Source organism: Hymenobacter rigui, assembly GCF_003944715.1.
Classification (GTDB): domain Bacteria; phylum Bacteroidota; class Bacteroidia; order Cytophagales; family Hymenobacteraceae; genus Hymenobacter; species Hymenobacter rigui.
Genome location: NZ_RWIT01000009.1, coordinates 27,596 through 53,083 on the forward strand (window position 1 = coordinate 27,596; position 25,488 = coordinate 53,083).

General features: G+C 60.6%; 24 protein-coding genes. 12 read left to right on the forward strand and 12 right to left on the reverse strand.

Features of this window, described 5'->3' with window-relative positions; all coding sequences use genetic code 11:
* The first annotated feature begins 53 nt into the window (after positions 1-53).
* Complete coding sequence (locus tag EI291_RS15310) at positions 54-1,091, forward strand: glycosyltransferase (protein WP_170172672.1); 1,038 nt, start codon at positions 54-56, stop codon at positions 1,089-1,091.
* A gap of 15 nt (positions 1,092-1,106) precedes the next feature.
* Here EI291_RS15310 and EI291_RS15315 read toward each other — a convergent pair whose 3' ends face one another.
* Genes EI291_RS15315 through EI291_RS15325 form a run of 3 tightly spaced genes read right to left on the reverse strand, consistent with a single transcriptional unit; the run spans position 1,107 to position 3,677 of the window.
* Positions 1,107-1,709 carry an SAM-dependent methyltransferase gene (locus EI291_RS15315; protein WP_125421763.1) on the reverse strand — a complete coding sequence of 201 codons (603 nt, stop codon included), beginning with the start codon at positions 1,707-1,709 and terminating at the stop codon, positions 1,107-1,109.
* A 17-nt stretch (positions 1,710-1,726) separates the two neighbouring features.
* A complete protein-coding gene (locus EI291_RS15320) occupies positions 1,727-2,470 on the reverse strand; it encodes a PIG-L deacetylase family protein (RefSeq protein WP_125421766.1) in 744 nt (247 codons plus the stop codon).
* Between the two features lie 49 nt (positions 2,471-2,519).
* On the reverse strand, positions 2,520-3,677 hold the full coding sequence (locus EI291_RS15325; RefSeq protein WP_125421769.1) for an acyl-CoA dehydrogenase family protein: 1,158 nt from the start codon (positions 3,675-3,677) through the stop codon (positions 2,520-2,522).
* A 177-nt stretch (positions 3,678-3,854) separates the two neighbouring features.
* On the opposite strand from EI291_RS15325, the gene purH reads away from it, so the two are divergent.
* From purH to EI291_RS15360, 7 genes are all read left to right on the forward strand, one after another.
* Complete coding sequence (purH, locus tag EI291_RS15330) at positions 3,855-5,390, forward strand: bifunctional phosphoribosylaminoimidazolecarboxamide formyltransferase/IMP cyclohydrolase (RefSeq protein ID WP_125421772.1); 1,536 nt, start codon at positions 3,855-3,857, stop codon at positions 5,388-5,390.
* A gap of 307 nt (positions 5,391-5,697) precedes the next feature.
* A complete protein-coding gene (locus EI291_RS15335) occupies positions 5,698-6,723 on the forward strand; it encodes a rod shape-determining protein (RefSeq protein WP_125421775.1) in 1,026 nt (341 codons plus the stop codon).
* A 107-nt stretch (positions 6,724-6,830) separates the two neighbouring features.
* Positions 6,831-7,757 carry a rod shape-determining protein MreC gene (gene mreC / locus EI291_RS15340; protein ID WP_125421779.1) on the forward strand — a complete coding sequence of 309 codons (927 nt, stop codon included), beginning with the start codon at positions 6,831-6,833 and terminating at the stop codon, positions 7,755-7,757.
* Positions 7,754-8,290 carry a hypothetical protein gene (locus EI291_RS15345; RefSeq protein WP_125421781.1) on the forward strand — a complete coding sequence of 179 codons (537 nt, stop codon included), beginning with the start codon at positions 7,754-7,756 and terminating at the stop codon, positions 8,288-8,290. Before mreC ends, EI291_RS15345 begins: the two co-directional genes overlap by 4 nt.
* Positions 8,291-8,367: 77 nt before the next feature.
* Positions 8,368-10,206 carry a penicillin-binding protein 2 gene (mrdA, locus tag EI291_RS15350; protein ID WP_125421784.1) on the forward strand — a complete coding sequence of 613 codons (1,839 nt, stop codon included), beginning with the start codon at positions 8,368-8,370 and terminating at the stop codon, positions 10,204-10,206.
* Between the two features lie 106 nt (positions 10,207-10,312).
* Positions 10,313-11,611, forward strand: a complete 1,299-nt coding sequence (gene rodA / locus EI291_RS15355; RefSeq protein WP_125421788.1) for a rod shape-determining protein RodA — start codon at positions 10,313-10,315, stop codon at positions 11,609-11,611.
* 113 nt (positions 11,612-11,724) lie between these two features.
* Positions 11,725-13,098, forward strand: coding sequence for a hypothetical protein (locus tag EI291_RS15360; protein WP_125421791.1), 1,374 nt, complete (start codon positions 11,725-11,727; stop codon positions 13,096-13,098).
* Here the strand turns inward: EI291_RS15360 and EI291_RS15365 are convergent.
* Both EI291_RS15365 and EI291_RS15370 read right to left on the reverse strand, forming a co-directional pair.
* Positions 13,043-14,107, reverse strand: coding sequence for a hypothetical protein (locus EI291_RS15365; protein ID WP_125421794.1), 1,065 nt, complete (start codon positions 14,105-14,107; stop codon positions 13,043-13,045). The genes EI291_RS15360 and EI291_RS15365 overlap by 56 nt on opposite strands.
* Positions 14,108-14,188: 81 nt before the next feature.
* Positions 14,189-15,427, reverse strand: coding sequence for a hypothetical protein (locus EI291_RS15370; protein ID WP_125421797.1), 1,239 nt, complete (start codon positions 15,425-15,427; stop codon positions 14,189-14,191).
* Between the two features lie 34 nt (positions 15,428-15,461).
* On the opposite strand from EI291_RS15370, the gene EI291_RS15375 reads away from it, so the two are divergent.
* From EI291_RS15375 to recO, 4 genes are all read left to right on the forward strand, one after another.
* Positions 15,462-15,782, forward strand: a complete 321-nt coding sequence (locus EI291_RS15375; RefSeq protein ID WP_125421800.1) for a 2Fe-2S iron-sulfur cluster-binding protein — start codon at positions 15,462-15,464, stop codon at positions 15,780-15,782.
* Positions 15,783-15,999: 217 nt separating this feature from the next.
* Positions 16,000-16,629: a thymidine kinase gene (locus EI291_RS15380; RefSeq protein ID WP_125421803.1), complete on the forward strand. Its 630-nt coding sequence runs from the start codon at positions 16,000-16,002 to the stop codon at positions 16,627-16,629.
* Between the two features lie 148 nt (positions 16,630-16,777).
* On the forward strand, positions 16,778-19,126 hold the full coding sequence (porZ, locus tag EI291_RS15385; RefSeq protein ID WP_125421806.1) for a type IX secretion system anionic LPS delivery protein PorZ: 2,349 nt from the start codon (positions 16,778-16,780) through the stop codon (positions 19,124-19,126).
* 66 nt (positions 19,127-19,192) lie between these two features.
* Positions 19,193-19,915, forward strand: coding sequence for a DNA repair protein RecO (gene recO / locus EI291_RS15390; RefSeq protein ID WP_125421809.1), 723 nt, complete (start codon positions 19,193-19,195; stop codon positions 19,913-19,915).
* A gap of 79 nt (positions 19,916-19,994) precedes the next feature.
* On the opposite strand, the gene EI291_RS15395 is transcribed toward recO, so the two are convergent.
* The 7 genes from EI291_RS15395 to EI291_RS15425 all read right to left on the reverse strand — a co-directional run bounded on the left by EI291_RS15395 (position 19,995) and on the right by EI291_RS15425 (position 25,464).
* On the reverse strand, positions 19,995-20,963 hold the full coding sequence (locus EI291_RS15395) for an FKBP-type peptidyl-prolyl cis-trans isomerase (protein ID WP_125421812.1): 969 nt from the start codon (positions 20,961-20,963) through the stop codon (positions 19,995-19,997).
* A 146-nt stretch (positions 20,964-21,109) separates the two neighbouring features.
* The gene (locus EI291_RS15400) at positions 21,110-21,601 is read right to left on the reverse strand and encodes an FKBP-type peptidyl-prolyl cis-trans isomerase (protein ID WP_125421815.1); all 492 of its coding nucleotides are present in this window, start codon (positions 21,599-21,601) and stop codon (positions 21,110-21,112) included.
* A 7-nt stretch (positions 21,602-21,608) separates the two neighbouring features.
* On the reverse strand, positions 21,609-22,148 hold the full coding sequence (locus tag EI291_RS15405; RefSeq protein ID WP_125421818.1) for an FKBP-type peptidyl-prolyl cis-trans isomerase: 540 nt from the start codon (positions 22,146-22,148) through the stop codon (positions 21,609-21,611).
* A 37-nt stretch (positions 22,149-22,185) separates the two neighbouring features.
* A complete protein-coding gene (locus EI291_RS15410) occupies positions 22,186-22,674 on the reverse strand; it encodes an FKBP-type peptidyl-prolyl cis-trans isomerase (protein WP_170172673.1) in 489 nt (162 codons plus the stop codon).
* A gap of 28 nt (positions 22,675-22,702) precedes the next feature.
* Positions 22,703-23,215, reverse strand: coding sequence for an FKBP-type peptidyl-prolyl cis-trans isomerase (locus EI291_RS15415; RefSeq protein ID WP_125421824.1), 513 nt, complete (start codon positions 23,213-23,215; stop codon positions 22,703-22,705).
* Between the two features lie 108 nt (positions 23,216-23,323).
* The gene (locus EI291_RS15420) at positions 23,324-24,373 is read right to left on the reverse strand and encodes an FKBP-type peptidyl-prolyl cis-trans isomerase (RefSeq protein WP_125421827.1); all 1,050 of its coding nucleotides are present in this window, start codon (positions 24,371-24,373) and stop codon (positions 23,324-23,326) included.
* 47 nt (positions 24,374-24,420) lie between these two features.
* A complete protein-coding gene (locus tag EI291_RS15425; protein ID WP_125421830.1) occupies positions 24,421-25,464 on the reverse strand; it encodes a DHH family phosphoesterase in 1,044 nt (347 codons plus the stop codon).
* Positions 25,465-25,488 lie beyond the last annotated feature (24 nt).

Here is a 25,488-nt window from a genome sequence, read left to right on the forward strand (position 1 = left end):
CGCTGTGGCAACTGGCTCCGCCGCCGGCTCCCGGGCTATATGCCAGCGTCATTGTGCCTGCCAAAGATGAGGCTGACACCATTGTGGCCGCCTTGACTGCTTTGGCTGCGCAGGTTGATGAGGAGGGGCACCCTTTGCCTCCGGGTAGTTTTGAGGTGCTGGTACTAGCCAATAACTGCCAGGATGCCACTGCCCAACTGGCCCGGGAGTTTGGGACCCGCCACCCGCACCTTGCGCTGCACGTTGCTGAAACTACTCTGCTTAAGGCGGAAGCCCACATTGGGCGGGCCCGGCAACTGTTGATGGATGAGGCGTGTAGGCGGCTGGAGCAAGCTGGGCAGCCACTGCGCTTCATTGCCAGTACCGATGCTGACACGCAGGTAGCTTCTACTTGGCTCATTGCCAACAGGGCTGCACTAGTCGCCGGTGCCGATGCCGTAGGTGGTCGGATTCTGATGAGTGATGCCGTGCCCGGCTGTCCGGTGCGTCGGCGGCAGTTGCAGGATGCCGCGTACCAGCTGCTGCAAATTCAGCTGGAAGAAGTCCTCGACCCCGTTCCCCACGACCCCTGGCCCCGGCACCACCAGCATTTTGGGGCCAGTATGGCCGTTACCACGGCTGCCTACCGCCGGGTAGGAGGGGTACCAGCCGTTCCGTATCTAGAAGATGAAGCCTTATACCAGAGCTTGCTGCAGCACGATTTGCAGGTACGCCACAGCTCCGCCGTGCGGGTATATACTTCGGCCCGGCAGCAGGGCCGGGTAGCAGTGGGGCTTTCCTGGCAATTGCAGGAATGGCAACGGCTGGGTCCACAGGAACCCTTAGTACCACACCCGGCTGGCATAGCCGCCACGATACAGCTGCGCCGAAACCTAAGAGCCGTCTGGCAACACGCGCACGGCCTGACTTTAAGTTCGCAGGAAGTTTTTACGGAACTGCTCCATTTAAGTGAGGCAGCAACAAACTACGCAACATTTGGAGCGTTCTGGAACTGGGCCCGGCAGCAGCAACGCAGCCCCGAGTACGAAGCGCTGCCTTTAAGCCAGGCCACGCACGAATTACGGCTGCTACTGGCGGCGTTGCGGCGCTAAACGGTAGGAAATGGCCTACACGCGCTCCAGTACATCCAGCCGGTAGGTCGCGGCGCGTTGGCTATTCAAATGGCGAAATAGGCCTGCGGGCTCTACCTGGCTCAGAAAGAAATCGTGCACATCGTCGCCGGTCAGGGGATAATCGTGCACGGGCGGGGTCCAGTGCACCAGCACCACGTGTCCGCCGGGGCGCACTGCCCCCAGTATCTTTTCGCGGGCCATCTGCAGGTCCTCGGGGCTCCAGTAGTATCCCACTTCCGATACCATAATCAGGTCAAACTGCCGGACCGGAAACTCCTCGGGCACCCGCAGCAGCTGAAATTCTACCTGGGGCAGGTGCGCGCACCGTTGGCGGGCTTTAGCCAGGGCGGCGGCGGCTACATCCACGGCCAGCAACTGCCCGCAATGCATAGCCAACTGCTCTGTAAGCACCCCCAGTGAGCACCCGATTTCGAAAGCTGATGTATAGTGCGGCTTCGGTAAGGCGGCCACGGTAGCGGCGTACTTTTCCTGCTCGTACGCACTGGTTTCAAAGTTCCAGGGGTCTTCATTCGCCCGGTATACCTCATCGAAATAGGTGGGCGGAAGCGTATGCGGTTGATTGGGATTCGGCTGCATGGAGCGAAAGAAAAAGGTTAAGCCTGGACAGCTTCCAGATATACTTCCTGCGGTTGGGCAAAGTGCGCTAGCATGGAGGGGGCCAGCGTGAAACCTGTCGGGTCGTCGTCGATGGGGGAGCCGGGCAGCTGGGAACGGTGCGCGGCAATGGCCCGCTGCTTCTGGGCCAGCACCGGCGTAATATCCAGCTGCCAGCCCTCTGCTTCTCCGGGCTGGGGCAGGTCATCGGGGGCGGCTCGCTCCCAGGCCCACACCACGTATTCCAGCACCCGCGGGGGCTGCGGCAACTGTTGCACGGCGGCCTGCAATAAGAGGTACGTAGCGCGGTGGTCGGGGTGAGGGTCGCGCCGCCAGGGTACCAGCACCGTAGCCGGTTGGGTGGCGTCTAGAAAAGCGGCCAGCTGCTGCACAGCCGTGGCCCCGTCGGCGGTATCCGGCGGTGGTACGGCTCCGTCGGGCAGGCTGAGGCAGTGCAGGGCTTCCTCCGGAATGGTCAGCTCCGCCAACGCCTCCTGCAATTCGGCCTGCCGTAAATCCTGCCGCGCTGCCGCCGGAAACTTGCGTGAGTTGGGGTGCGACATGGTGCCATCAGTCACGAGTACGCACCAGACGGGCAGGCCTGCCTGCCGCAACAGCGCCAGCAGCCCCCCGCAGCCCAGTGATTCATCATCAGGATGCGGCGCGAGGACTACGGTCGGGCCCAGACTGGCCGCGGCGGCGGGCGGCAACAGCGGGTAAGCAGCGGTGGAAAATCCGGACATGCCAATAGGGGATGGTAGGCTGCTTACTACGGAAGCGCCGCCGCTGTGGCTATGATGGCCACAACCGGTAGGCTGGTTCCTGGCTTTCCAGGGCGTAGCGGCCGGCATCGGCCAGGGCGGCATCGGGCGCGGGCTGGCGGAGGTAGTGCGTCAGGTCGCGGTGCAGGCGCTCAAAGGGCTCGGGCCGCAGCAGGCCCCGGGCACCAACGCACCGCTCCGCCAGCGGCAGCAGCTGCAGACAAATGGCCTCAATGGCGGAGCGCACCAGGTTGGCGTGGGCTACCAGCGTTTCAGGGGAGGTATCCGGAGTAGCTGCTACGGTGGCGGCTGCCTGCAGCCAATGCTGTCCACTGGCTATCAATATGCCCATTTCGCCCAGGCGTTGGCGTTGGTAGGGGTCGTCGGTACGGTGTAGCCTCTGCAGGAAGCGCCGGGTTTCATCGAATACCGCCTCTGCCCCGCCCAGCTGCCCCGCCGCAAACCGGATAGCCCCGCCGCTGAACCAGGGCTGCCGGTAATAGTCGCCGGGCTGGCCCAGCAGGTGGGTGGCGTCCAGTTCCAGGCCCGTGAAATCAACCTCAAAACTGGCCGACGCCCGCATACCCAATGGCTGCCAGAACTCCGCGTTGTACCGGGGAATCAGCTCATCCACCGGAATAATCAGCATTTGCCAGCCGCCATCGGGCAACGCGGCCGTGCACAGCGGGCGGGTAACGGAGCCGGCCCCGGAGGCGAAGGTTTTACGACCCTGCAGGCGGTACCGGCCGTCTGTGGTCGGCAGCAACTGCAGACCCGGCTGCGCCTCCGTGTTCCACACCCCAAACAAATGTCCGGTCCGGGCCTCAGCGGCCCAGCGCATTACCTGGGCCGGTTCTCCAAACCGGTCCAGCAGCTGCAGGGCGTTTACGTGGCCTTCGTATAGCCGGCCCACGGCCAGGTTACCGCGCCCGATGTGGCGCAGGGTGCTCAACAGCGCAGTCGTTTGGGCAGCAGTACCGAGGCCGGCACCGCCCAGGTGGGCGGGCAACGGAGCGACCAGCAGCCCCGCCTCCCGCAGCCAGTTAAATTCCTGGGTGGGGAAATTGCCTTCTACATCGGTGGCGGCGGCCTGCGCAAACAGGCGTGGGGCCAGCTCCGCGGCAGCGGCTTCGGCGGTAGTCTGGTTTAGGAGGGCGGGAAATGAGGCGGCAGCAGGTAGCTCAGGCATAAAAAAGCAACACGATGGAGCCTGTGCATACGGCGCTGCTGCCCAGTACGCCGGACCTGCCCTCAGGATTTGCGGGGGCATCTTTCGAAACGCAGTTAATAATTCCGTAACAACGGCCCGCCTGGGGCTGCCTACCTTCGCGCAGCATTTCACACTTTCACCAAGCCCCTTCCTGCTATGGCCCAGCCCATTCGTTCCGCCCTCGTTTCCGTGTATTATAAAGACCGGCTGGAGCCACTGGTGGCGCTGCTGAAGGAGCACGGCGTAACCATCTACTCCACCGGCGGTACCCAGCAGTTCATTGAGGAGCAGGGCGCACCCGTAACGGCCGTAGAAAGCCTGACCGGGTTTCCGGCCGTATTTGGCGGCCGCGTCAAAACCCTGCATCCCAAAGTATTCGGTGGTATTCTGCACCGCCGCCACGAAGCCGGCGACCTGCAGGAAGCCGAGCAGCACCAGATTCCGCCCATCGATTTGGTGATTGTGGACCTGTACCCCTTTGAGGAAACCGTGGCCTCGGGCGCGGCGGAGGCCGATGTTATCGAGAAGATTGACATCGGCGGTATCTCGCTGCTGCGCGCCGCGGCCAAAAACTTCCGCGACGTGCTGGTGGTAAGCTCCCGTGACCAGTACGCGGCCGTAACCGAACTGCTGCAGGCCAAAGGCTGCGCTACTGACCTGGAGGACCGCCGCCACTACGCCGCCGCCGCCTTCGAGGCCACCTCGCACTACGACACCCAGATTTTCCGGTACATGGCCCAGGGCACCGAGCTGAGCGGCGCGGCCCTGAAACTTTCCGAAAAACCCGCCACCCCGCTGCGCTACGGCGAAAACCCCCACCAGGCCGGCACTTTCTACGGCGACCTGTCGGCCCTGTTCGACCAGCTCCACGGCAAGCAGCTCAGCTACAACAACCTGGTAGATGTGGACGCGGCCGTGCTGCTGATGCAGGAGTTTGACGCGGCCGGCCCCGCCGCCTGCGCCATTCTCAAGCACACCAACGCCTGCGGCGTAGCCCAGGCCGATTCCCTGCACCAAGCCTACCTCAACGCCCTCAGCTGCGACCCGGTATCGGCGTTTGGCGGGGTGATTATCGTGAACAAGCCCGTGGATGCCGCCACGGCCGAGGAGCTGAACAAGCTGTTCTTCGAGGTGCTGATTGCCCCCGAGTTCGATGAAGCCGCCATGACGGTGCTGCAAAGCAAGAAAAACCGCATCCTGCTGCGCCAGAAGCCGGTGCAGTTCCCCACCAAGCAAGTGAAAACCCTGCTGAACGGTGTAATTGAGCAGGATTTCGACAAAGTGGTGGAAGGAGCCGCCGACTTCCGCACCGTTACCGAATCGGCCCCTACGACCGAGGAAGTGGCCGCCCTGGAGTTTGCCCTCAAAGTGTGCAAGCACACCAAGAGCAACACCATTGTGCTGGCCCGGGCTGGCCAGCTGCTGGCCTCGGGTGTGGGTCAGACTTCCCGCGTGGATGCCCTGCGCCAAGCCATTGAGAAGGCCCGCAGCTTCGGCTTCGACCTGCAAGGGGCCGTTATGGCCTCCGATGCCTTCTTCCCTTTCCCCGACTGCGTGAAAATTGCCGGCGAAGCCGGTATCCGCGCCGTGGTGCAGCCCGGCGGCTCCATCAAGGACCAGGACAGCATTGTCGCCTGCAACCGCCTGGGCATGGCTATGGTGCTCACCGGCGTACGGCACTTCAAGCACTAACAGGCTGTAACACGAAGCCTTTGCTTCGCACTACGACAAGCCCCGGCCAGCCAGGTCGGGGCTTATGCGTTGAGTAGATTTTGAGTCTGAAAAACAATGGGTTAGCGGCTCTGTGGAGCGGAGCGGGCAATCAAAGCCGGCTTTGTTCGTTGGGGACGCCGGACTTCCTCCCGCAGTGGGACAACATCCGCTGCCAACCGTTTCAGATTGATACGCCCGGATGCCGGGCTTCGCTGAAACTTGCTTACTTTTGCCCCCACTTTTAACGGGCGCAACCAGCCCGTTCTCATTCACTTGCCGTTACTCGATGGGTTTCTTCAATTTTCTGACCAGCGACATAGCCATTGACCTGGGCACGGCCAACACGCTCATCATTCACAACGATAAAATCGTGGTGGATGAGCCGAGCATCATTGCAAAAGACCGCACTACCAATAAAGTAATTGCCGTGGGTCGGCAGGCGCAGCAGATGCACGAAAAAACCCACGACAACATCAAAACCATCCGCCCACTGAAGGACGGCGTAATTGCCGACTTCCACGCCGCGGAGGAGATGATAAAAGGGCTTATCAAGATGATTGATACCCGCACCCGCCTGTTCCAGCCTTCCCACCGCATGGTTATCTGTATTCCGAGCGGTATTACGGAGGTGGAAAAGCGTGCCGTGCGCGACTCTGCTGAGCACGCCGGGGCCAAGGAGGTGTGGATGATTCAGGAGCCCATGGCCGCCGCCATCGGCATCGGCATCGATGTGGAGCAGCCCGTGGGCTCCATGATTATCGACATCGGGGGCGGTACCACCGAAATTGCGGTAATTGCCCTGTCGGGTATCGTGTGCGACCAGAGCATCAAAACGGCCGGCGACGTATTCAACCAGGACATTCTGGACTACATGCGCCGCCAGCACAACCTGCTCATTGGGGAGCGTTCCGCGGAGCGCATCAAAATTGAAGTAGGCGCGGCCCTGACCGAGTTGGAAGTAACCCCGCCCGACTTTGAGGTGCGCGGCCGCGACCTGATGACCGGTATTCCGAAGGTTATCAAAGTAACGTCCTCAGAAATTGCCATTGCCCTGGATAAGTCGGTGGCCAAAATTGAGGAGGCCGTCCTGAAGGCCCTGGAGATTTCGCCGCCCGAGCTGTCGGCTGACATCTACGAAAACGGGATTCATCTGACCGGTGGTGGCGCGTTGCTGCGCGGGCTGGATAAGCGCCTAGCAGCCAAAACCAAGCTGCCCATTCACATTGCCGAGGACCCGTTGCGCGCCGTAGTGCGCGGCACCGGTGCCGCCATCAAAAATATCCAAGCCTTCCGCAGCGTCCTGCTGACGTAGTATAGAGGAGCTAGGAGGTAGGAGCTAGGAGCTAAGGAGAGGGTAGTTATCATACTATTGCCGACTCGTAGCTTCTGGCTCCTGCCTCCTAGCTTCTAGCTCCTTCCATGAATAACCTGCTCAACTTTCTGTTTCGCTACCGGGGCATCCTGGTATTTGCGGTGCTGGAAGTATTGAGCCTGTATCTGCTGGTGCGCAACAGCTCCTACCAGCGGGCCGCTTTCTTCAACTCCTCCAACGCCTACGTAGGGCAGGTGCTGGACTGGCGCAACCAGGTGCAGGATTATTTCCGGCTGATTGACGTGAACCGGGAGCTGATGCACGAAAACGCCCGCCTGCGCCAGCAGCTGTACCCACCCGACCTGAGCCGCCGTCAGGCCGATTCGCTGCCGGTGAGTAAGGACAGCGTAACGCAGGCCCGCCTAGCGTTGCTGGGCCGGCCCGACTCCCTGCTGCTGGGCCTGCGCCAGCTGGCCGCCCACGACCCCGACTATCCGCTGATTCCGGCCCGGGTGGTGAGCAGCACTCAGCGACGCGTGGATAACTACCTGACCCTGAACGTGGGCACCGCAAACGGGGTGAAGCCCGGTATGGGCGTAGTCTCGGCGGAGGGCGTGGTGGGCCGCGTGAAAGTCGCCTCGGAGCACTACACCACCATTACCTCGGTGCTGCACTCCAAATCCACCATTTCGGCCCGGATTCAGCGCGACGGCACCATTGGTACCATCCGCTGGCTGGGCGACGACCCGACGCACGTGCTGCTGGACAACGTGCCCCGCCAAAACAAGCTGGTGCGCGGCGACACGGTGGTAACCTCCGGCTACAACGCCGTATTCCCGGAAGGCGTACGCATCGGCACCATTGAGTCGTTTGTGAAGGAGCCGGATAAGAACTTCTGGACGGTGCAGGTGCGCTTGGCCGTGGATTTTTCGCGCCTGACGTACGTGTACCTGGTAACCAGCCGCCCCAAGGCCGAGCGGGATACCGTGGAAGTCCGGGCCGGTATCAAACCCGAAGCAGAGGAACGACCATGAGAGGCGGCGTACTGGAAATACTGTGGCAGGCCGGCCGGGGCATCTTGTACCTGGCCCTCTACGTGCTGCTCATCAGCGGCACCGATTTCGTGCTGTTCAACCTGGGCTGGTGCCTGATTTACCTGGGCTTTTTGCTGTTTCTGCCCATCAACACGCCCATTGTGGTGCAGCTGCTGCTAGGTTTTCTCACGGGTATTACCCTGGATACCGTGTTTGATACCGGCGGGGTGCACGCCGCTGCCGCCGTGCTGCTCATGTACCTGCGACCCTGGGTGTTGCGCCTGCTCACCCCCCGCGACGGATATGACTCCCAGGACTCGGTGAACATCCACCAGATGGGCTGGCAGTGGATGGTGGTGTATCTGGCCATGCTGGTAAGTATCCATCACGTGGCATTTTTTCTGCTTGAGTTGGGTTCTATCCGCGTGCCGGGCATCACGCTGGCCAAAATCGTGGTGAGTACGCTCTACACCGGCCTCACGCTGCTGATTATTCAGCTGGTGTTCTTCCCCACACGGCGGCGGAGCCGGTAGGTGCTCATCACTTCCTGAAGTATCTTTGTAGTTCCGATGACAGCATCGGAACTCATTTCTTTTCAGACTTTTCCGCTTTGCAATACCTTGAAGGCCGCAAGTACGTAGTTCAGGCAATCTTCCTGACCGTCGCGCTGGTGTTTGCGGCACGCCTCTTTTATATCCAGGTGCTGGATGGCAGCTACAAGCTGGCCGCCGACCGCAACACGCTCCAGCGCATTGTGCAGACGCCCTACCGGGGCCTCATCTATGACCGGAAGGGCCAGATTCTGGTGCAGAACACGCCGGTGTACGACCTGATGGTGGTGCCCCGCGAGGTGAAGCAGCTGGATACCGCACGCTTCTGCCAGCTGCTGCAGCTTCCCGTGGAGGAAGTGCGCGCGAGCCTGAAAGCCGCCCGGGCCTTTAGTCGGGTAAAGGCTTCGCCGCTGGTCCAGAACCTGAGTACCCCCGAGCTGGCCGCCATACAGGACAATCTTATTGACTTTCCGGGCTTCAGTGTGAAGGCTCGTATGGCGCGCTCCTACAATACCCACAGCATGGCCCATGCTCTGGGCTACGTGGGGGCCATTACGCCGGCCTTTCTGGAAAAGCCGAAGTTTGCCAAGTACCAGCCCGGCGAGTTTCTGGGCATTACGGGACTGGAATCCTATTACGAAGACCAGTTGATGGGCCGGCGCGGCGTGCAGTACCGCATGGTGAACGTGCGCGGCATCGAGAAAGGCGCGTTCCGGGGCGGCGAGTTCGATACGCTGTCGGTAGCCGGGCAGGATTTGCACCTGAGCCTCGATTCGGAGCTGCAGGACTACGCTGAGAAGCTGATGGCCGGCAAGCGGGGCTCGGTAGTGGCCCTCGACCCCAAAACCGGCGAAATCCTGGTGTTCGTGTCTGCCCCGTCGTTCGACCCTGCCACGCTGTCGGGGAAAGGCATGGGTAACCGGTATATGGAACTGCTGCGCAACCCCGAGCAGCCGCTGTTCAACCGACCCCTCATGGCCACGTACCCGCCCGGCTCTACCTTTAAGCTGGTGAATGAGCTGGTGGCGTTGCAAATGGGCGTGGTGTCGCCGCAAACGGGTTTTCCATGCAACTGGAAGCTGGTGCGCTGCACCCACCGCCACGAGTACCCCAGCAACGTGGGCATTGCCATCAAGAACAGCTGCAACCCGTACTTCTATCAGGTGATGCGCACTGCCGTGATGCGGGGCCGCTCCACCAACCGCTTCGAGGATGCCCGCCTGGGCTTGGCCGAGTGGCGGCGGCAGGTGATGAAGTTCGGGCTGGGTGAGAAGTTGGGCGTGGATATGGGCCAGGAAAAGAAGGGGCTGATTCCGTCGTCCGACTTCTATGACAAGCGCAACGGCTACCACCACTGGAACTTTCGCACGGTATATTCCCTCGCCATCGGGCAGGGTGAAATTGGCATTACCGGTTTACAGATGGCCAACATCATGGCCACCATTGCCAACCGGGGCTGGTACATCACGCCTCACTTTGTGAAAGGTATCGGGCAGGGCGGGCCGCTGCCGCAGTTTCAGCAGAAGCACACCGTAGGCATCGACCCGATTCACTTCGACGAAATCATTCCGGGCATGCAGGGCGTGGTGGACGGCCGCGGCGGCACCGGCGGTAACGCTAGCCTGCTCGATGTAGGCATTTCGGTGGCCGGCAAAACCGGCACCGTGCAAAACCCTCACGGCGACGACCACGCCACCTTCGCCGCCTTCGCCCCGGCCGAAGAACCCAAGATTGCCATTGTCGTGTTCATCGAAAACGCCGGTTTCGGCGGTAGCTCGGCCGCTCCGCTGGCTTCCTTGGTCATGGAAAAATACCTGCGCGGCAAAGTGGCCCCCTGGCGGCACCGCTGGGAAGAATGGCTTCCCGGCCCCGCCGAACGATTTGTCAGACACCATTGAGTTGTATGTCATCCTGAGCGGAGCGAAGGACCTTATCACGTGTGAACAGAACGTGGTAGCGTGATAAGGTCCTTCGCTCCGCTCAGGATGACAGTGAATAGTCCGTATGTCAACTTCCCCTGCCCGTTACAGCCGCAGCATCGATTGGGTGACGGTGCTCATTTACCTGCTAATGGTGGGGGTGGGCTGGCTCAATGTGTACGCCGCCAGCTACTCGCCCGACGCCCCGGCCAACCCGCTGAGCAGTCTGGGTTTTCAGGAGTTGATGGCGTTCAACTGGTTTAAGCAGATTCTGTGGATTGGTACGGCCGTGGTGCTGATTGTGGTGCTGCTGGTTATTGACTCCAAAGCCTACGACACCTTTGCGTTTGTGCTCTACGGGGGCATGATTCTGCTGCTGATTGTAACGCCATTTATTGCCCGGCCCATTGCGGGCTCCCGTTCCTGGCTGGAGCTGGGCCCGGTGCGCCTGCAGCCCGCCGAGTTTGCCAAGTTCATCACGGCGCTGGCCGTGTCGCGCTACATGGCCGGCATCAACCTGCGGCAACAGAACTTCCGCGACCAACTGGTGCTAGCGGGCCTCACGCTGCTGCCGCCGCTGCTCATCATTGCCGCCAACGAAACCGGGCAGGCGCTGGTATTCGGAGCGTTTCTGCTGGCCTACTTCCGGGAGGGCATGTCGCCGCTGATCCTGCTGATTCTGGCTGCGGCCGGGGCCATTCTCATTCTGGCGCTGCTGGTGCCCAAGCTGTGGCTGGTGGGCGCATTTACCCTCATTCTGGCAATAGCTTTCGGATTCAACTCCAAGCTCTGGCGTCATCATTTGCCTTTGTCGCTGAGCGTGTGGGCGGTGGTCATTGGGATGGTGTTCGGGGTGGATTTCTTCTTTAACAACGTGCTGCAGGCGCACCAGCGCAAGCGCATCGAAATTCTCATCAACCCCTCGGCCGACCCGCTGGGGGTGGGCTGGAACGTGACCCAGTCGAAAATTGCCATCGGCTCGGGTGGGTTTGCCGGTAAGGGCTTCCTGCAGGGCACCCAAACCAAGTTCGACTTCGTGCCTGAGCAGAGTACCGACTTTATTTTCTGCACGGTGGGGGAGGAGTGGGGCTGGGCCGGTACCATGGTCACTATCATTCTCTTTATGACGCTGCTGGGACGCATTATCTACGTGGCAGAGCGGCAGAAATCGGTGTTCGGCCGAACGTACGGGTACTGCGTGGCCAGCATCATCTTCTTCCACTTCTGCGTGAATATCGGCATGACCATTGGGCTGGCGCCGGTGGTAGGCATTCCGCTGCCGTTCTTCAGCTACGGCGGCTCCTCCCTCTGGTCGTTTACCACCTTGCTGTTCATTCTGCTGGCCATTGATGCCTACCGCAAGCAGGACTTGGAGCGGTATTAAGCAGAATGCGTGAGTGATGGAATGGGGGAATAGTTGAACAGCTGAAATGATAACAGGTCTATTTCTTCAGCCAACAGTCCGCCTGTTCCTGCATTCCTGCATTTCTTTGCAGCATGACAGCTGACAGGTATCCGGCATGGCAGAGTAACCCCGGTATTCCGCGCTGGGTATGGGCCGGGCTGGTGCTGCTGCACCTGCTGGCACTGGGGTGGCAGCTGCGTTCCGGTACCTGTCTGTTCCCTGATTCGGACCGGTACGTACAGGCCGCCCGCAACCTGCGGGAGGCGGGTGTGCTGTACGCGCTGCCGCTATGGGCCCCGCTGGAGTGGCAGGAATACAGCATCCGGCCGCCCGGCTACCCGGTGTTTCTGCTGCTTACGGGAGGTATGGGGCCGGGCTTTCCGTGGCCGACGCTGCTGCTGCAGAATCTGCTGAGTTTGCTGAATCTGGGGCTGGCGCTGCGGTGGCTGGTTCGGCTGGCGGGCCCGCTGCGGTCCGGGCAGTGGGCGTTGATCTTGCTGCTGGCCGCTGCCGGCGCGGGGCAGTTTGTGTACGCCAACGTGCTAATGAGCGAAATACTGCTCCAGACGGCAGTAGTAGTGCTATGGCTGAGCCTGGACCGGTTCTGGCGCGCCGGCCGGAAAACCGGTCCGCTGGTGGGAGCCGCTGTAGCCACGGCGGTTGCCCTGCTCATCAAACCCGTGTTTTATCCGTTTGCGGGGCTGCTGCTGCTGGCCGGGGTGATACTAGGCTGGCGGCAGCGCCGGCCACTCTGGGTTGCCCTGCTGGCCATGCCAATGCTGGTAGCCCTGCTCTGGATGGCGCGTAATGAGGCCCGTACAGGCTACTTTCACTATTCCAGCATTGCCGAAATCAACCTGCTGCGCTACAATGTACGGGGCGTACTGCAGGCGGCTGAGGGGCCGCAGAAAGCAGAGCAGTTTGTTCGTGCCACGTTGGCCGCCGCTAATCAACAGCCTGGGTTTGAGGACCGGCAGCATTACATTCAACAACAAAGTATAGAAGCCCTGCTGGCGCACCCCGGCACCTATCTGGTCCAGCAGCCGCGCGGAATGCTCACGTTTTTTCTGGACCCCGGCCGGTTTGATCTGGTGCATTTTCTGCAGCTGCCCCAAACGGCCAGCTCGGGCCTGCTGCAGCTGCTGAATCAGCGAAGCTACGGAGCAGCCGTGCAGTATCTGGGGCAGTTGCCTCTGGGGTTGATAGTTAGTCTGGGGCTGCTATTACTGGCTAATGTGGTCCGGCTGCTGTTGCTGGTCCGGTTCGGTGGGAGTGCAGGTTATCCCTGGCCGGCCCGGTTGCTGGTGCTGGTGCTGCCGCTATACGTGGCTGTGGTGACGGGGCCGCTGGGAGCCGCCCGCTTTACCGTGCCGGTGCTTCCTTTGCTGTTAGCGGCGGCTGGTGCCGGACTTAGTGCGAAGCGGCCGGTGCTGCGGAGGCCGCTGCCGGGTTTGTCAGCCAGCTGAATAACGCGTCGTACGTGAGAATTCGGGCGGCGGCAACGGCGAAGATGGGCGCAGCTAGGTACCCCATGCGGCCCAGGTCACCGGAAAGCAGCATGTGTACCGCTACGATAAGCAGCAACCCTACCTCCGGCCACCCTAGGTGGGGCAGCCACTGCCGCCGGCTAGCCCGGCTACGCAGGCCCGCCACCAGCAGGAGGCTGAAGAATCCGAAGATGCTGAATATTTCACCCGCACCCTTCAGTGAAAACAGCCTCCGAAGCGAGTAAACAATGTTTTCCAGGTGTGCCAGCGCATTGTGGACGCTTGCTGTGGGAGGAGCTCCTAGCTGGCTATCAATCCACAGGCGGACAGCCAGTGCAATACCGCCGCCAACCATCAGCCAGATCAGCTGGGCCGGCCAGCCTAGGGCCCTGCGGCCATACAGCAGCAGCCACGGCACCAGAAACACGGCCGACTCCTTTGCCTGCAGCGCCAGTAAGTACACGGCAATCAGGGCCACCGCGGAACTGCTACGCGCCCCGTACAGCGCCAGTGCAAATACCAACAGATACAGGCTGTCGACCAGTGGCAGACCGGCCATATACACGGCCCAGCGGCTGACCAGCACGGCCGCCACGGCTAGCGCGGCGGCAGGCGGACTGGCGCCGTAAAGCAGGCACGTTCGGAAGAGCAGCAGCCCCGCGGCCGCCATTAGCAGGGAGTTCACCACGTAGAAAGCCAGCCGGAGCGGCCACTCACTGGCGGCGCGCCGGGGCCAGATGTGTGCATACACCTGCTCCAGCGGCCACGCCAGGGCTGCAGCTGCCATTGGTACCAGTACCCGGTAGCGTCGGGTGATGTTCACGCCCTCAAACTTGCCCCGGGCTATGCTGAGGTAGCTGCGCGTGTCGAGGGAGTGAGAGAAATCGTAGTGTACGTACATGGTGTACGCCGGGCCGGCCACCAGCCCCAGCGCCAGCACATATACCAGGAGCCACCGGGGCCAGCGCAACGAAACAGCAGTAGGCATAAGGTGCAACATAACCCCTGAAACTCGTCCGGCCGACTGACGTGAAACCAGCCGGCCGGGAACGTGAGCAAACCGGCAGGCTTACCCGTTAAATTTTCGGTCGATGAGCTTGAGGAGCTTCGCAATGTGCTCATCCTTGCGCACCCACTGGTATTTGGCGGCCAGCTCCTCGGTTACGTAGCGTTTGGCCAGCTCGGCGCCAGGCAACGTATCCAGGTGCTGAATAGCGGCATGGTACTCCATGTTCTCCCCGTTGAACAGCTCATTGATGAAGCCAAACCGCTGGTTAATGGAAATGGCTTCCCGCAACGATTCTACCTTGGGGGCTTTGTCAGCCAGCGTAGCGGAACGGTCCTGGCGCAGCGTTTCGCTCAGGGTGGGGGCTGAGGACTGCTCCGCCTTCAGCTTTTCGTACAGGGGAACACCAGCCGGGGCCGGCTCCGGTTGCCGGACTGGCGGCGCGGGTGCTGTCGGAGCCGGCTGTGGCGCTACGGCCGGTGCCGGTTCCTTTGCGGGTTCCGCGGGTACCTCCGCAACGGGCTTTTCGGCAGGCACCGGAGCCGGCGCAGCAAAGGCTGGCGGCGCAGGGGTCGGTTCGGGCTGTGGAGCAGGTGCCGGAACCGAAGGTTTGGGAGCCGTAGGCACAGCGGGCTCGGGCTGGGCCTGTTTCGGGGAAGCGGAATTTTCTTCTGTCTCGTAAAGCTCTGCTTCCATCAGGGGCAGCAGCACGTTGAACTGCTCCACCACGGCCAGAATGGGCTGCACCTGCTCCGGGTTGCTTTCCTGGTGCATCCGGAAGCTGCTTATCAGGTAGTCCCGGTCCTGTTCCTTGCCGGCGGGCAGGGTGTTCAGGAAATCCTCAAACAGGCTTTTATTGGTATCGAGGTAGCGCAGGCCTTCCCGCAGGTTTTCGGGGGCATAGCTGGCGGGTTCCCCCAATAGCTTGCGGGCAAACGTCTCGGTGGGGTCGAGGCAGCCGGTGAGCGTGTCGGTAATGGCTTCGGCCAGCAGCGGCTCAAAAGCCGGCCGGCTGATTTTGATGCGCCGCGACAGTACGTTCATAAACTGCGTGAGGGCCTGTCGTACGTCGGCATCTTCAAAATCAAAGTACGGGCTGCGCAGCTGGGCCATTTCGGCCGTCCACTTATTCAGCAGCTGCTGTACCACAAACAGGTTTACCTGCCGTACGGGCGTGAACCGCAGCACCGCCGGGCCATCGAGGGTGGCAGTGGGGCGGGCCCCGAAGTACTGGTCGCAGAGCAGCGCGGCCAGCAGCCGGCCGTATTGTTCACGCTTGGCGTGGCTATATTGGGTCTTCATTGAAAGCCTGTTTCTGGCGGGCAAGTTAGGGAAAATGCCCACGCTCCTGATTGAAAATATGCCCTCCGGGGCTATTGCGGTACCAGCCGGTGCCACCTTACTGGCCGCTATCCAGGCGGCGGGCCACGATTGGCTGCACGCCTGCGGGGCGCGGGGCCGCTGTACTACCTGCCGGGTGCAGGTACTCAGCGGGCTCGACCTCCTAACGCCCCTTACCCCCGCTGAGTTGCGCTACCGCCAGGCCGGCCGCCTGTTGCCCGATGAGCGCCTTACCTGCCAGGCCCGGCTGCCGGAAGGTTCCGTTACGGCCGTAGTGCCCCGGGCTACGCAGCTGCCGCACGTGCAATACCGGTAAGGTGGCACGCTCACCCCAAAACACCAAGCCGGGGTGTTGCCGGCTGCATGCCCCGTTGCTTCTGAATTACGGGGCGCTGCCGCAGTAGTCCGTTCACTATCAGGTAGCTGAAAAAATAGCGGAAGTGGTATGCCTGTTTTGGGGTTGGAGCGAAGCCCCCGAACCCCGTACTTTGAAGTATAGTAACCCGATTTCCTCAGCCGCAACTCATTTCCCTATGTTCATTGAACCCCGCGTTGGTACGGGCTCCGGCGTAGCACGCCGGGGCTGGATTGAAGTTGTGTGCGGCTCGATGTTTTCGGGTAAGACAGAGGAGCTGATCCGGCGGCTCAACCGGGCCAAAATTGCCCGCCAGCATGTCGAAATCTTTAAGCCCGCCCTCGATACTCGCTACCATGCCGAGGACGTAGTGTCGCACAACCAGAACAGTATCCGCTCCACCCCGGTACCAGTAGCACAGGAAATGCTGCTGCTGGCCGCCGGCTGCGACGTAGTAGGCGTAGACGAAGCGCAGTTCTTCGATGAGTCGCTGGTGGAGGTGTGCGTGCAGTTGGCTAACCGGGGCACCCGCGTCATTGTGGCCGGGCTGGATATGGACTTTCTGGGGCAGCCCTTCGGCCCCATGCCCGCCCTGATGGCCGTGGCCGAGTTTGTGACCAAGGTGCACGCCATTTGCGTGTGCTGCGGCGAGCTGGCCTCCTATTCGTTCCGCGTTACGGCTTCCGAAGATAAGATTCTGCTGGGCGAGACCGATGCGTATGAGGCCCGGTGCCGGGTGTGCTTTCAGGAGGGCATGAAAGAGAAAACCACCGAGTCGCTCACGGAGCGGGCGGCCCGCAGTCTGTAGCCGGCGCACAACCGGCAATGTCTATTCAGGGCAGGTGGTTTCTGCATCCGTGAAATCCGACAAATCCGGTTACAGCGGTGCTTCGCACTAAATCACGGTCGGCGGCGTTATCTTGCCACTTCATCCCGTCCGCCGCCATTTCCTGCCGATGACTTTAGTGCTACGCCACCTGCGCGGGGCTTGCCTTGCCGCTTTTTTATTGACTGCAGCCAGTGCCCGGGCCCAGGCCCCGGTGGGGTACGGCGACTGGCAGCTGCACCTGCCCACCAACCAGGCCCGCGCCCTGGCCGATGCCGGCAACCGGGTGTACGTAGCCGCCGAAAACGCCTTTTTCTATTTCGACAAGAGCCTCAACACCACGCAGCTGCTCTCCCGCCGCGACGGGCTGAACGACGTGGGCGTGAGTGCCCTGGCCTACGACTCGGTGGGGCAGCAGCTGGTGGTGGCGTACCGCAGCGCCAACGTGGATATTCTGCGCGACAAAGACGGGGCCATTGTCAATATCAATGATATTGCCCGCAAGGAAATCAGTGGCGCGAAAACCATCAACCACATCCACATCAATGCCCGGCGCGCCTACCTGGCGTGCAGCTTTGGCATTGTGGTGGTGGATCTGGCCAAGCTCGAAATCCGGGATTCATACACCAACATTGGCCCCGGCGGCTCGGTGCTGAAAATATACGCCACGGCCGTAGCGAACGGAACGCTCTTCGCCGCTACCTCCAACGGCCTGATGCGCACTAGCCTGAGCGCCAACCCGCTCGATTACCGCAACTGGACTACCGACCTGCCCGCCCGGGCTGGCGACCCCTACCGTACGCTGGCCGTGCAGGCGGGCCGCGTGGTGGCCGGCATCAACGGCGACCGGCTGGTAACGTACGTGGCCGGCAGCGGCTGGCAAACCCTCAGCGGTGCTCCAACCGGGGTAGAGTACCGGCAGCTGACGCCTTCCCTGGCCGGACTGCTGGTAACGGATAACAGCAAGGTGACGGTGCTGAATGTGACTAACGGGGTAACGGCCCTCACGCTGCGGCCCGGTCAGCTGGCCGACCCCCGGGCTGCTGTGCGCGTTAAAGGTGGCCAGTATTACCTGGCCGATTACGCCAACGGACTGCTGAAAACCAGCAACGGGCAGCAGGCCGAGCAGTTCCTGACCAACGCTCCGGCTGCGGCCCAGGGCTTCAGTGTGCTGGCTGGGGGCAGTTCCGGTAAGGTGGATATTTTCACGGGGGGGTACGACGAGAAATACGAGCAGCGGGACTTTTATCGGGGCTTTTTCGAGTATGCCGATGGCCGCTGGACCAATATCACCCCCCAGACGCAGCCCAACCCGGCGCAGTACCCCAATCCTAAAGACCTGACCCGGGGCACCCGCACACCCGATGGTACGCTGTACGTGGGCAGCTACGGCAACGGGCTGCTGGAATGGAAAGGCCCCGGGGAGTTTCGCCTGTTCAACCCGACTACCAACCTGCCCAACCCGCTGCGCAGCGCCATTCCCGATCCGAAATACACCCGTGTTCCTGACGTAGCCACCGATGCTCAGAGCAAAGTATGGGTGCTCAACCGCCACCAGATTGTTGGGCAGTCGGGTGTGTTTGTATTTAACCCAATTGCCAGCAGCTGGCAGATAGTGGATTATTTCAGCGGCAGTGAAAACCTGGAACGGCTGGTACTCGATGACGCCGGTGACCTGTGGGCCGTAGGTAGCCGCCGCAGCGGTATTGGGGTGGTGGCGTATCAGCCCGGCACAAAAAGCGTGCGGTATTATACAGATGCTTACGGCTTTGATAATACCACGGTCAATATTCGCGAATCCTACGATATTGTAAAGGACCGTAGCGGCAATATCTGGGTGGCCACGGATAAAGGCCCGGTTGTATTCGCTGAGGCTACCAGCGCCTTTGAAACCAGCCTCGACCTGAAATTCGGGTTGCCGTACGTGCGCCGGGGAGCGGGCACCGGTTTTCCGGCCCTATTCAACGAGCGGATTCGGGCTATTGCCGTGGATGGCGGCAACCGTAAGTGGTTTGGTACCGAGCGGGGCCTGTGGCTGTTCAACGCCGATGCTTCCGAAGCTCTGCTGCACTTCACCACCGATAACAGCCCCCTGCCCTCCAACCAGATTGTGGATGTGGAGGTGAACGATAAAACCGGGGAGGTATTCGTGGTGACGGATGCCGGCACCGTATCCTACCGCGGTGATGCTACCGTGACAGAAGGCAAGCCCAGCTGCGCCAAGGTCTTCCCCAATCCCGTCCGCACCGATTTTACTGGTCAGGTGGGTATTACCAGCATAGCCAACAACGGCTTCGTGAAAATCACCGATGTAACCGGCAAAATGGTGTACCAGACCCGCGCCAACGGCGGGGCCGTTACCTGGAACCTGCAGGACTACAATGGCCGCCGGGTGCAGTCGGGCGTGTACCTGGTGCTGTCGTCGGATGCGGATGGCAAAAATGGCTGCGTGAGCAAAATAGCCGTGGTGGAACGCTAAGACCGGAAATTAAAACGGCTGCTGCACTGTTTACATACTTTCCTGTCACTGCTTATTCCTGCCTGCATGCTGATTAAAACCCAGGGCATTGTGCTCAGCTACATGCGCTACCGCGAAACCAGCATTATTGCTCGTATCTATACTGAGCGGCTGGGCCTGCAGAGCTACGTGGTGAATGGCGTGCGCAAGGCCAAGCCGCCCGGCCGCATTGCGCTGTTTCAGCCGTTTACCCTGCTGGACCTAGTGGCCTACACGTCCCGTAGCGGCGGCCTCACCCGCCTTTCTGAGTTCCGGTGCTCCGAGCCGTTCCGCACGCTGCCCTATGATGTCCGCAAGAGCAGCGTCATTCTGTTCCTGTCAGAAATTGTAAGCCGGGTGCTGCTGGAAGAGGAGGAGAACGAGCCGCTGTTTGCCTTCCTGCACGATGCTGTACAGGCTTTCGACCAGCAGGAAGCAGGCTTTGAGAATTTTGCCCTGGAGTTTCTGCTGCAGCTAAGTCACTACCTGGGTTTCGGTCCCGAAAACGGGGAGCAGATTACGTCTCAGGTGGCCTTTGCCTCCGAAGCATCCACGACGGTAAGTGGCCACGGCCCGGCCGCTATGCGTTTCCAGGAATTTGAGCAGTATTTCGATGACTTGCTGACCCAGCCCGCCGCCGCGGCCATTCCAAACGGCCGGGTACGGCGCGAACTGCTGGATGTGCTTATTCGCTACTATCAGCTGCACGTTGAGCACCTCGGCGACGTCCGTTCCCTGGCGGTGCTATCGGAAGTGCTGGCGGAGCTATAATGGTTTTTCAGTTGCTGGTTGTTGGTTGACTGTCGTCAGTACCTCTACGATCTGACAACAGTCAACCAACAACTGAAAGCTACTTCACGCTGACCAGCTCCACATTAAAGCGCAGGATGCTGTTGGCCGGAATATCGGCACCGGCGCCCTGAGGACCATAACCCAACGCCGAGGGAATCAGCAACACCGCTTTGGAGCCTTTGGGCAGCAGCGCAATGCCTTGGTCCCAGCCCGGAATTACGCGGCCCTGGCCCAGCGGAAACTCAATGGGCGTATTGCCGTGGCGCGAGGACGCGTCGAACACTTTGCCGTTTAGCAGCATCCCGGTGTACAGCACGCCCACCGTCTGGCCGGTCTTGGGTTTGGGGCCGGTACCGGCTTTCGTAATGACGTAGTACAGCCCACTAGGGGTTTTGATGCCTTTCAGCTTGTTCAGCTTGAGGTAAGCCAGAATGCGGGCATCCTCTTTCAGAGCTAGCTGGGCGGCCTGCTTCTTCGCTTCGGCCTGGGCCTTCAGCTGCTGCTGCTGCATTTCCTGCATGGCCTCTTCCTGCGTCTGAATCTTCTCGGCTTTGGCTAGTACCGTCAGCGTGGAGCCGGCCTTGCGGATGAAAGGTGGTACGGGTTGCCGGAAGGATTTCAGAAAGACCGTATCCACGTTCAAGCGGAATACGCCGGAGTCGCCGGGCTGCAGCAGCGCCAGGGCTTCTTCCACGCCGCCCCGCTGCTGGCGGCGCACCGTATCCAGGGGCACGCGCACCGGCTGGTTGCGGTTCTGGCGGCGCGAGTGCATCAGTACTGAGTCGGTGGCCGTGCGGAACTGCAGGTGCAGACTCATGATGCGGCCAATGCGGGCCGGGTACGTGGCATCACCGGCGGCCGGTAGTGCGGACCGCAGCACGTAGCGGCCATTTTCCAGGTGATAGATGCGGTACTCCAGGCCGGAAGCCAGCCGGTTAAACGGGGCCGGGTCGCCCTGAAACGACAGCAGCCCGGCAGCTGCCAGGATAACCGGAACCGAAAACCGCAGGCGGGCAAAGAAGGACATTAGGTGGTGGCGTAAGAAATGGAGAGTATGGGTGCAGAAAAATGGAAGTGATGCCCGACAAACCTAGCACATCCGACTCAGTTGCCAGCTGCAGTAGGGGTTCTTTCAGCAAAACGGCCCGCCAACAACTGTAGGCGGGCCGGTGATTACTTTACTTTCAGCACTTCCAACTCGAATATCAAATCTGAGTTGGGGGGAATAAGGTAGCGCTTGCCGGTTTCGTCATCCAAGTCGAGGCGGCCTTTGGCTCCGTACGCCAGCGCGGCCGGAATCCAGACCCGCGCCCGGCTGCCTTCCGGCAGCAGGAGCAACGCTTCGTCGAACCCTTTAATCACAATGCCCCGGCCGGCTTTCACTTTCAGCGGCCCGCCCTGCTGTACTGAGGTATCAAAAATACGCCCATCGGCGGCCAGAAAGCCCGTGTAGTGTACCGTTACCCGGTCGCCGGGCTGGGGGCGGACCCCGGTGCCGGTTTGCCGTAGCGCATAGCGCAACCCGGAGGCAGTAGTAGAGGCACGGGCCAGCAGACTATCGGCAGTGGCCGGTACGCTGGTAGTGGCGAGGGTCTGTTGCGCCCGGCCCGCCAGCGGCAGCACACCAAGCAACAACAGGCTGAATCGTGCTACCGTTTTCGGCATGGCTACGCTATTCTACGTTGAGAATTTCCAGATCAAACAGCAGCGGGGTATTGCCCGAGATAGTGCCGTAGCCGCTGGTCCCGTATGCCAGATACGACGGAATCAATACCAGTTTCCGGTCGCCCTTGCGCATTTGCAAGGTGGCTTTGGTCCAGCCTTCGATGGCACCGTTGCTGCCATTGTAAAAGCTGAAACAGCCACAGGCAGTGCGGTTGCTGCTGGAGGCATCAAACACCACGCCGTCGTTGGTTTCATCAATGAACTTGCCTACGTAGTTGGTGGTCACCTTCTGGCCGGCCTTGATGAGCGGATTACTGGCCGGGCCATCGGTAACGGGCACCAGATACACGCCCGATTCCAGGCGCGTGTAGTTGGTGATGGTGTGCCGGGAAAGGTACGCCTGGATGGTCGCGTCGTCCGTTTTCTTCTGCGCTTCTACCAGCTTGGCCTGCTGCTCGTAAATGGTATCGGACTTGCAGCTGGTCAGAGCCGGGGAAGCAGCCAGCGCAAACGCCAGCAAAGACAGAATCAGGGAAGTTTTTTTCATGACCGAAGCGGTAGCTGTAAAAAGCCGCCGGGTAAAATTACTTAATATCAACTACCTCCACATCGAAGCGCAGCACGGCGTTGGCGCCAATAGTGGTGCCGCTGCCCGAAGTGCCGTAGGCCTGACTTGACGGAATCAGCAGAATGCCTTTTGCGCCTTTGTTGAAATACCGGAACCCCTTGTTCCAGCCTGGAATAACCAGGCTCTGGCCCAGCACGAACGGCAACCCCACGGTGGTCGTATTGCTGTCGAACACCGTTCCATCGAGGGTCGTGCCGGTATAGAGCACTTGCAGCCGCTGCTTGTCCTTGGCATTGGGGCCGGTGCCGGGCTGCGTAATGCCCACGTACACACCAGAAGTGTCGCGCACGAAGCCGGTGAGGCCTTTGTCCTTAATGTATTGCTGGATGGTTGCCTCATCCTGAGCCGTGTAGTCCGGCGTGGTCTTATCGTCCTTCTTGCACGCGGCCAGCAGCGCAACTAGGCTCAGCAGCAATACGGAGAACAGCGAAAAACGAAATTTCATGAGAGAAGAATAAGAAGCGGAGCAGAGGTTACTTAACATCAGTTACTTCCACATCAAAGCGCAGCACCGAGTTTGGGGGGATGGAGCCGACAGCATATGGGCCGTAGCCTAAGCCCGAAGGAATCAGCAGCGTGGCTTTGGCACCTTTCGTGAGCTTGGCGAAGCCCAGATCCCAGCCCGGAATTACCTGGTTCAGCCCGATGCCGAACGTAAACGGCTGGTTGTTGCGGCTGCCCGTGGAGTCAAACACGCGGTTGTCAAGTGTCATGCCGGTGTACAGCGCCGATACCTGCTGGCCCTTCGTGATTTTTACCCCGTTGCCAGGTTGGGTAACAGCAATGTACAGACCCAGTGTATCGCGCTGAAAACCAGTAAGGTTGTTGTCCTTGATATAATCTTTGATCAGGCTCTCATCCCGGGCAGAATAATCCGTCGTATCAAGAGCCGTATCGTTTTTCTGGCAGGCAGTCAGCAGGCTGCCCAATACCAGCAGGCACAGCACGCACCAGGCGGCCGGACGATGAAAAAGGGTACGCATCATAGGAGGTACTAAACAAAAAAGGTGCTGAGTAGAAGAGTCAAAAGCCCCCGGCTCGGTTGCACCGGGTCGGGGGCTTTTGCTGATTACAGACCGGAGTCAGACCAGAAATTACTTACCCTGCTGTTGCTGCTGCAGAGCTTCCAGCTGACGCTGGATGTCCTCCTGGCTTACCTGGGGCTGGGGCGGAGCGTTTTTCACGTCTACCAGTTCCACGTCGAAGCGCAGAATAGCATCGGCCGGAATATCGGCACCGGCACCGCGCTGCCCGTAGGCCAGCGACGACGGAATCAGCAGTACCGCCTTCGAGCCTTTGTTCAGCATCGGAATGGCTTTGTCCCAGCCCGGAATTACTTGGCCCACGCCAATCGGGAATTCGATGGGCTTGCCGTTGTTAGGCGCTTTCTCTGACGTGTCGAATACTTTGCCGTTTTCCAGCAGCTTGCCGGTGTATTTCACGGCCACAATCTGACCAACCTTAGGCTTGGGGCCGGTGCCGGGCGAGGTTACCACGTAGTACACGCCCGAGGGGTCCTTCTGAGCCGTGAGATTATTCTTCTTGATGTACTCCTGCAGCTTCACGTCGTCAGCTTTCAGCTGCTTATCGGCGTGCTCCTTCATTTTGGCCTGCTGCTCCACCTGCATCTTCTGCACGTCGGCCATGGCTTCGTCGCGGGTCTGCACCTTGTCCACCTTCACATACATGGTCATGGTTTTACCAGCTTTCTGCATGAAAGGCGGCACCGGCTGACGGAACGACTTGGCGAAGATGGTATCCACATTGAAGCGGAACACGGCCGAGTCGCCGGGCTGCAACAGGCTGATGGCCTCTTCCAAACCTCCTTTTTGTGCCTTACGCACGGTATCCAATGGTACCCGAACCGGGAAGCCCAGCTGCTGCTTACGCGAGTTGAAGAGCACCGAGTCCTTGGCCGTCCGGTACTCCACGTGCAGCGCCATAATCTTGCCGATGCGGTCTTTGTACGTGGCGTCGCCGTCAGCGCTTACCTCGCGGGCATCGTAGCTCTTGCCGTTGCTCTTGAATACTTTGTACTCGATTCCCGATTTGGTCTTGCTGAAATCACCGCCTTTGTTGCAGGAGGCGAGGCCCAGAACGCCGGCAGCGAGGGCCAGGCTCAGAAGGTTGCGTTTAAGGAACATGAAGGGTTGAGAAGTTAAAACAGAATGAGGGCCCAAGTTACACCGAATTAAATCGACGGTGCTACCGGTGCCAGCGGGGCCGTAACCAGCTGGGTCTGATAATCGGGCAGAAGCCCCAGAAAGCGCTCCACGGTGGAGTCCAGAGAATCGTAGCTGATGCCGCCGGCCGCGTTATGGTGCCCACCACCGCTGAAATGCCGCCGCGAAAACTCACTTACCGAGAAGTCGCCCACTGAGCGGAAGGAAATCTTAACTGCCTGGTTTCGGTCGATGAGAATAGCCGCAAACACAATGCCCTCAATGCTAAGCGCAAAGTTTACCAGGCCTTCCGTGTCACCAGTTTTGGAGTTGTACTGGCGCAGCTCGTCGGCCGTAATGGCAATGTACGCCGTGTTATACTCGCGCAGTACCGTGAGCTTATCCTTCAGCACGAAGCCCAAGAAGCGCAGCCGCTCCTCGGAGTGCGAGTCGTAGATGCGGCGGTGCACGTCGGAGAGGTTGATGCCGGCGTTGAGCAGCTCGGCAATTATGAGGTGCACGTTGCGCGAGGTGCTGGGGTGGCGGAATGAACCGGTATCCGTCATGATGCCCGCGTACAGACACTCTCCGATACCAGTGTCAATCAGATCCTGGTCGCCCAGGTCGCGGATGACTTCAAACACCAGCTCGGCCGTAGCAGCCGCTTTAGGGTTGGAATAGTCCAGCTGCGCGAAATCCTCCGGCTCCTGGTGGTGGTCGATGAGCACCTTGGTGCCCTTGGCTTCCCGCACGTACTCGCCCAGCTCATTGATGCGGCCCAGACAGCTAAAATCTAGGCAGAACAGCACCTCGGCCCGCGCAATAATGTCGCGCACCTGGGCATCGTTCTGGCGGGGCTCGTATACTACCACTTCGTCGTTGCCGGGCATCCAGGCGAGGAAGTTGGGATAGTCGGAGGGGGTAACCACCGTTACGCTGTGGCCCTTCTTGCGGAGGTAGCCGGCGAGGCCCAGCGAGGAGCCCAGGGCGTCAGCGTCGGGCTTGTGGTGGGTAGTGATGAAAATCTGTCGGGGTTGCGCCAGCAGCTCCTTCAGCTCAGATATTGTGGACATTGCCTACGGGGTAGGTGACTGAAT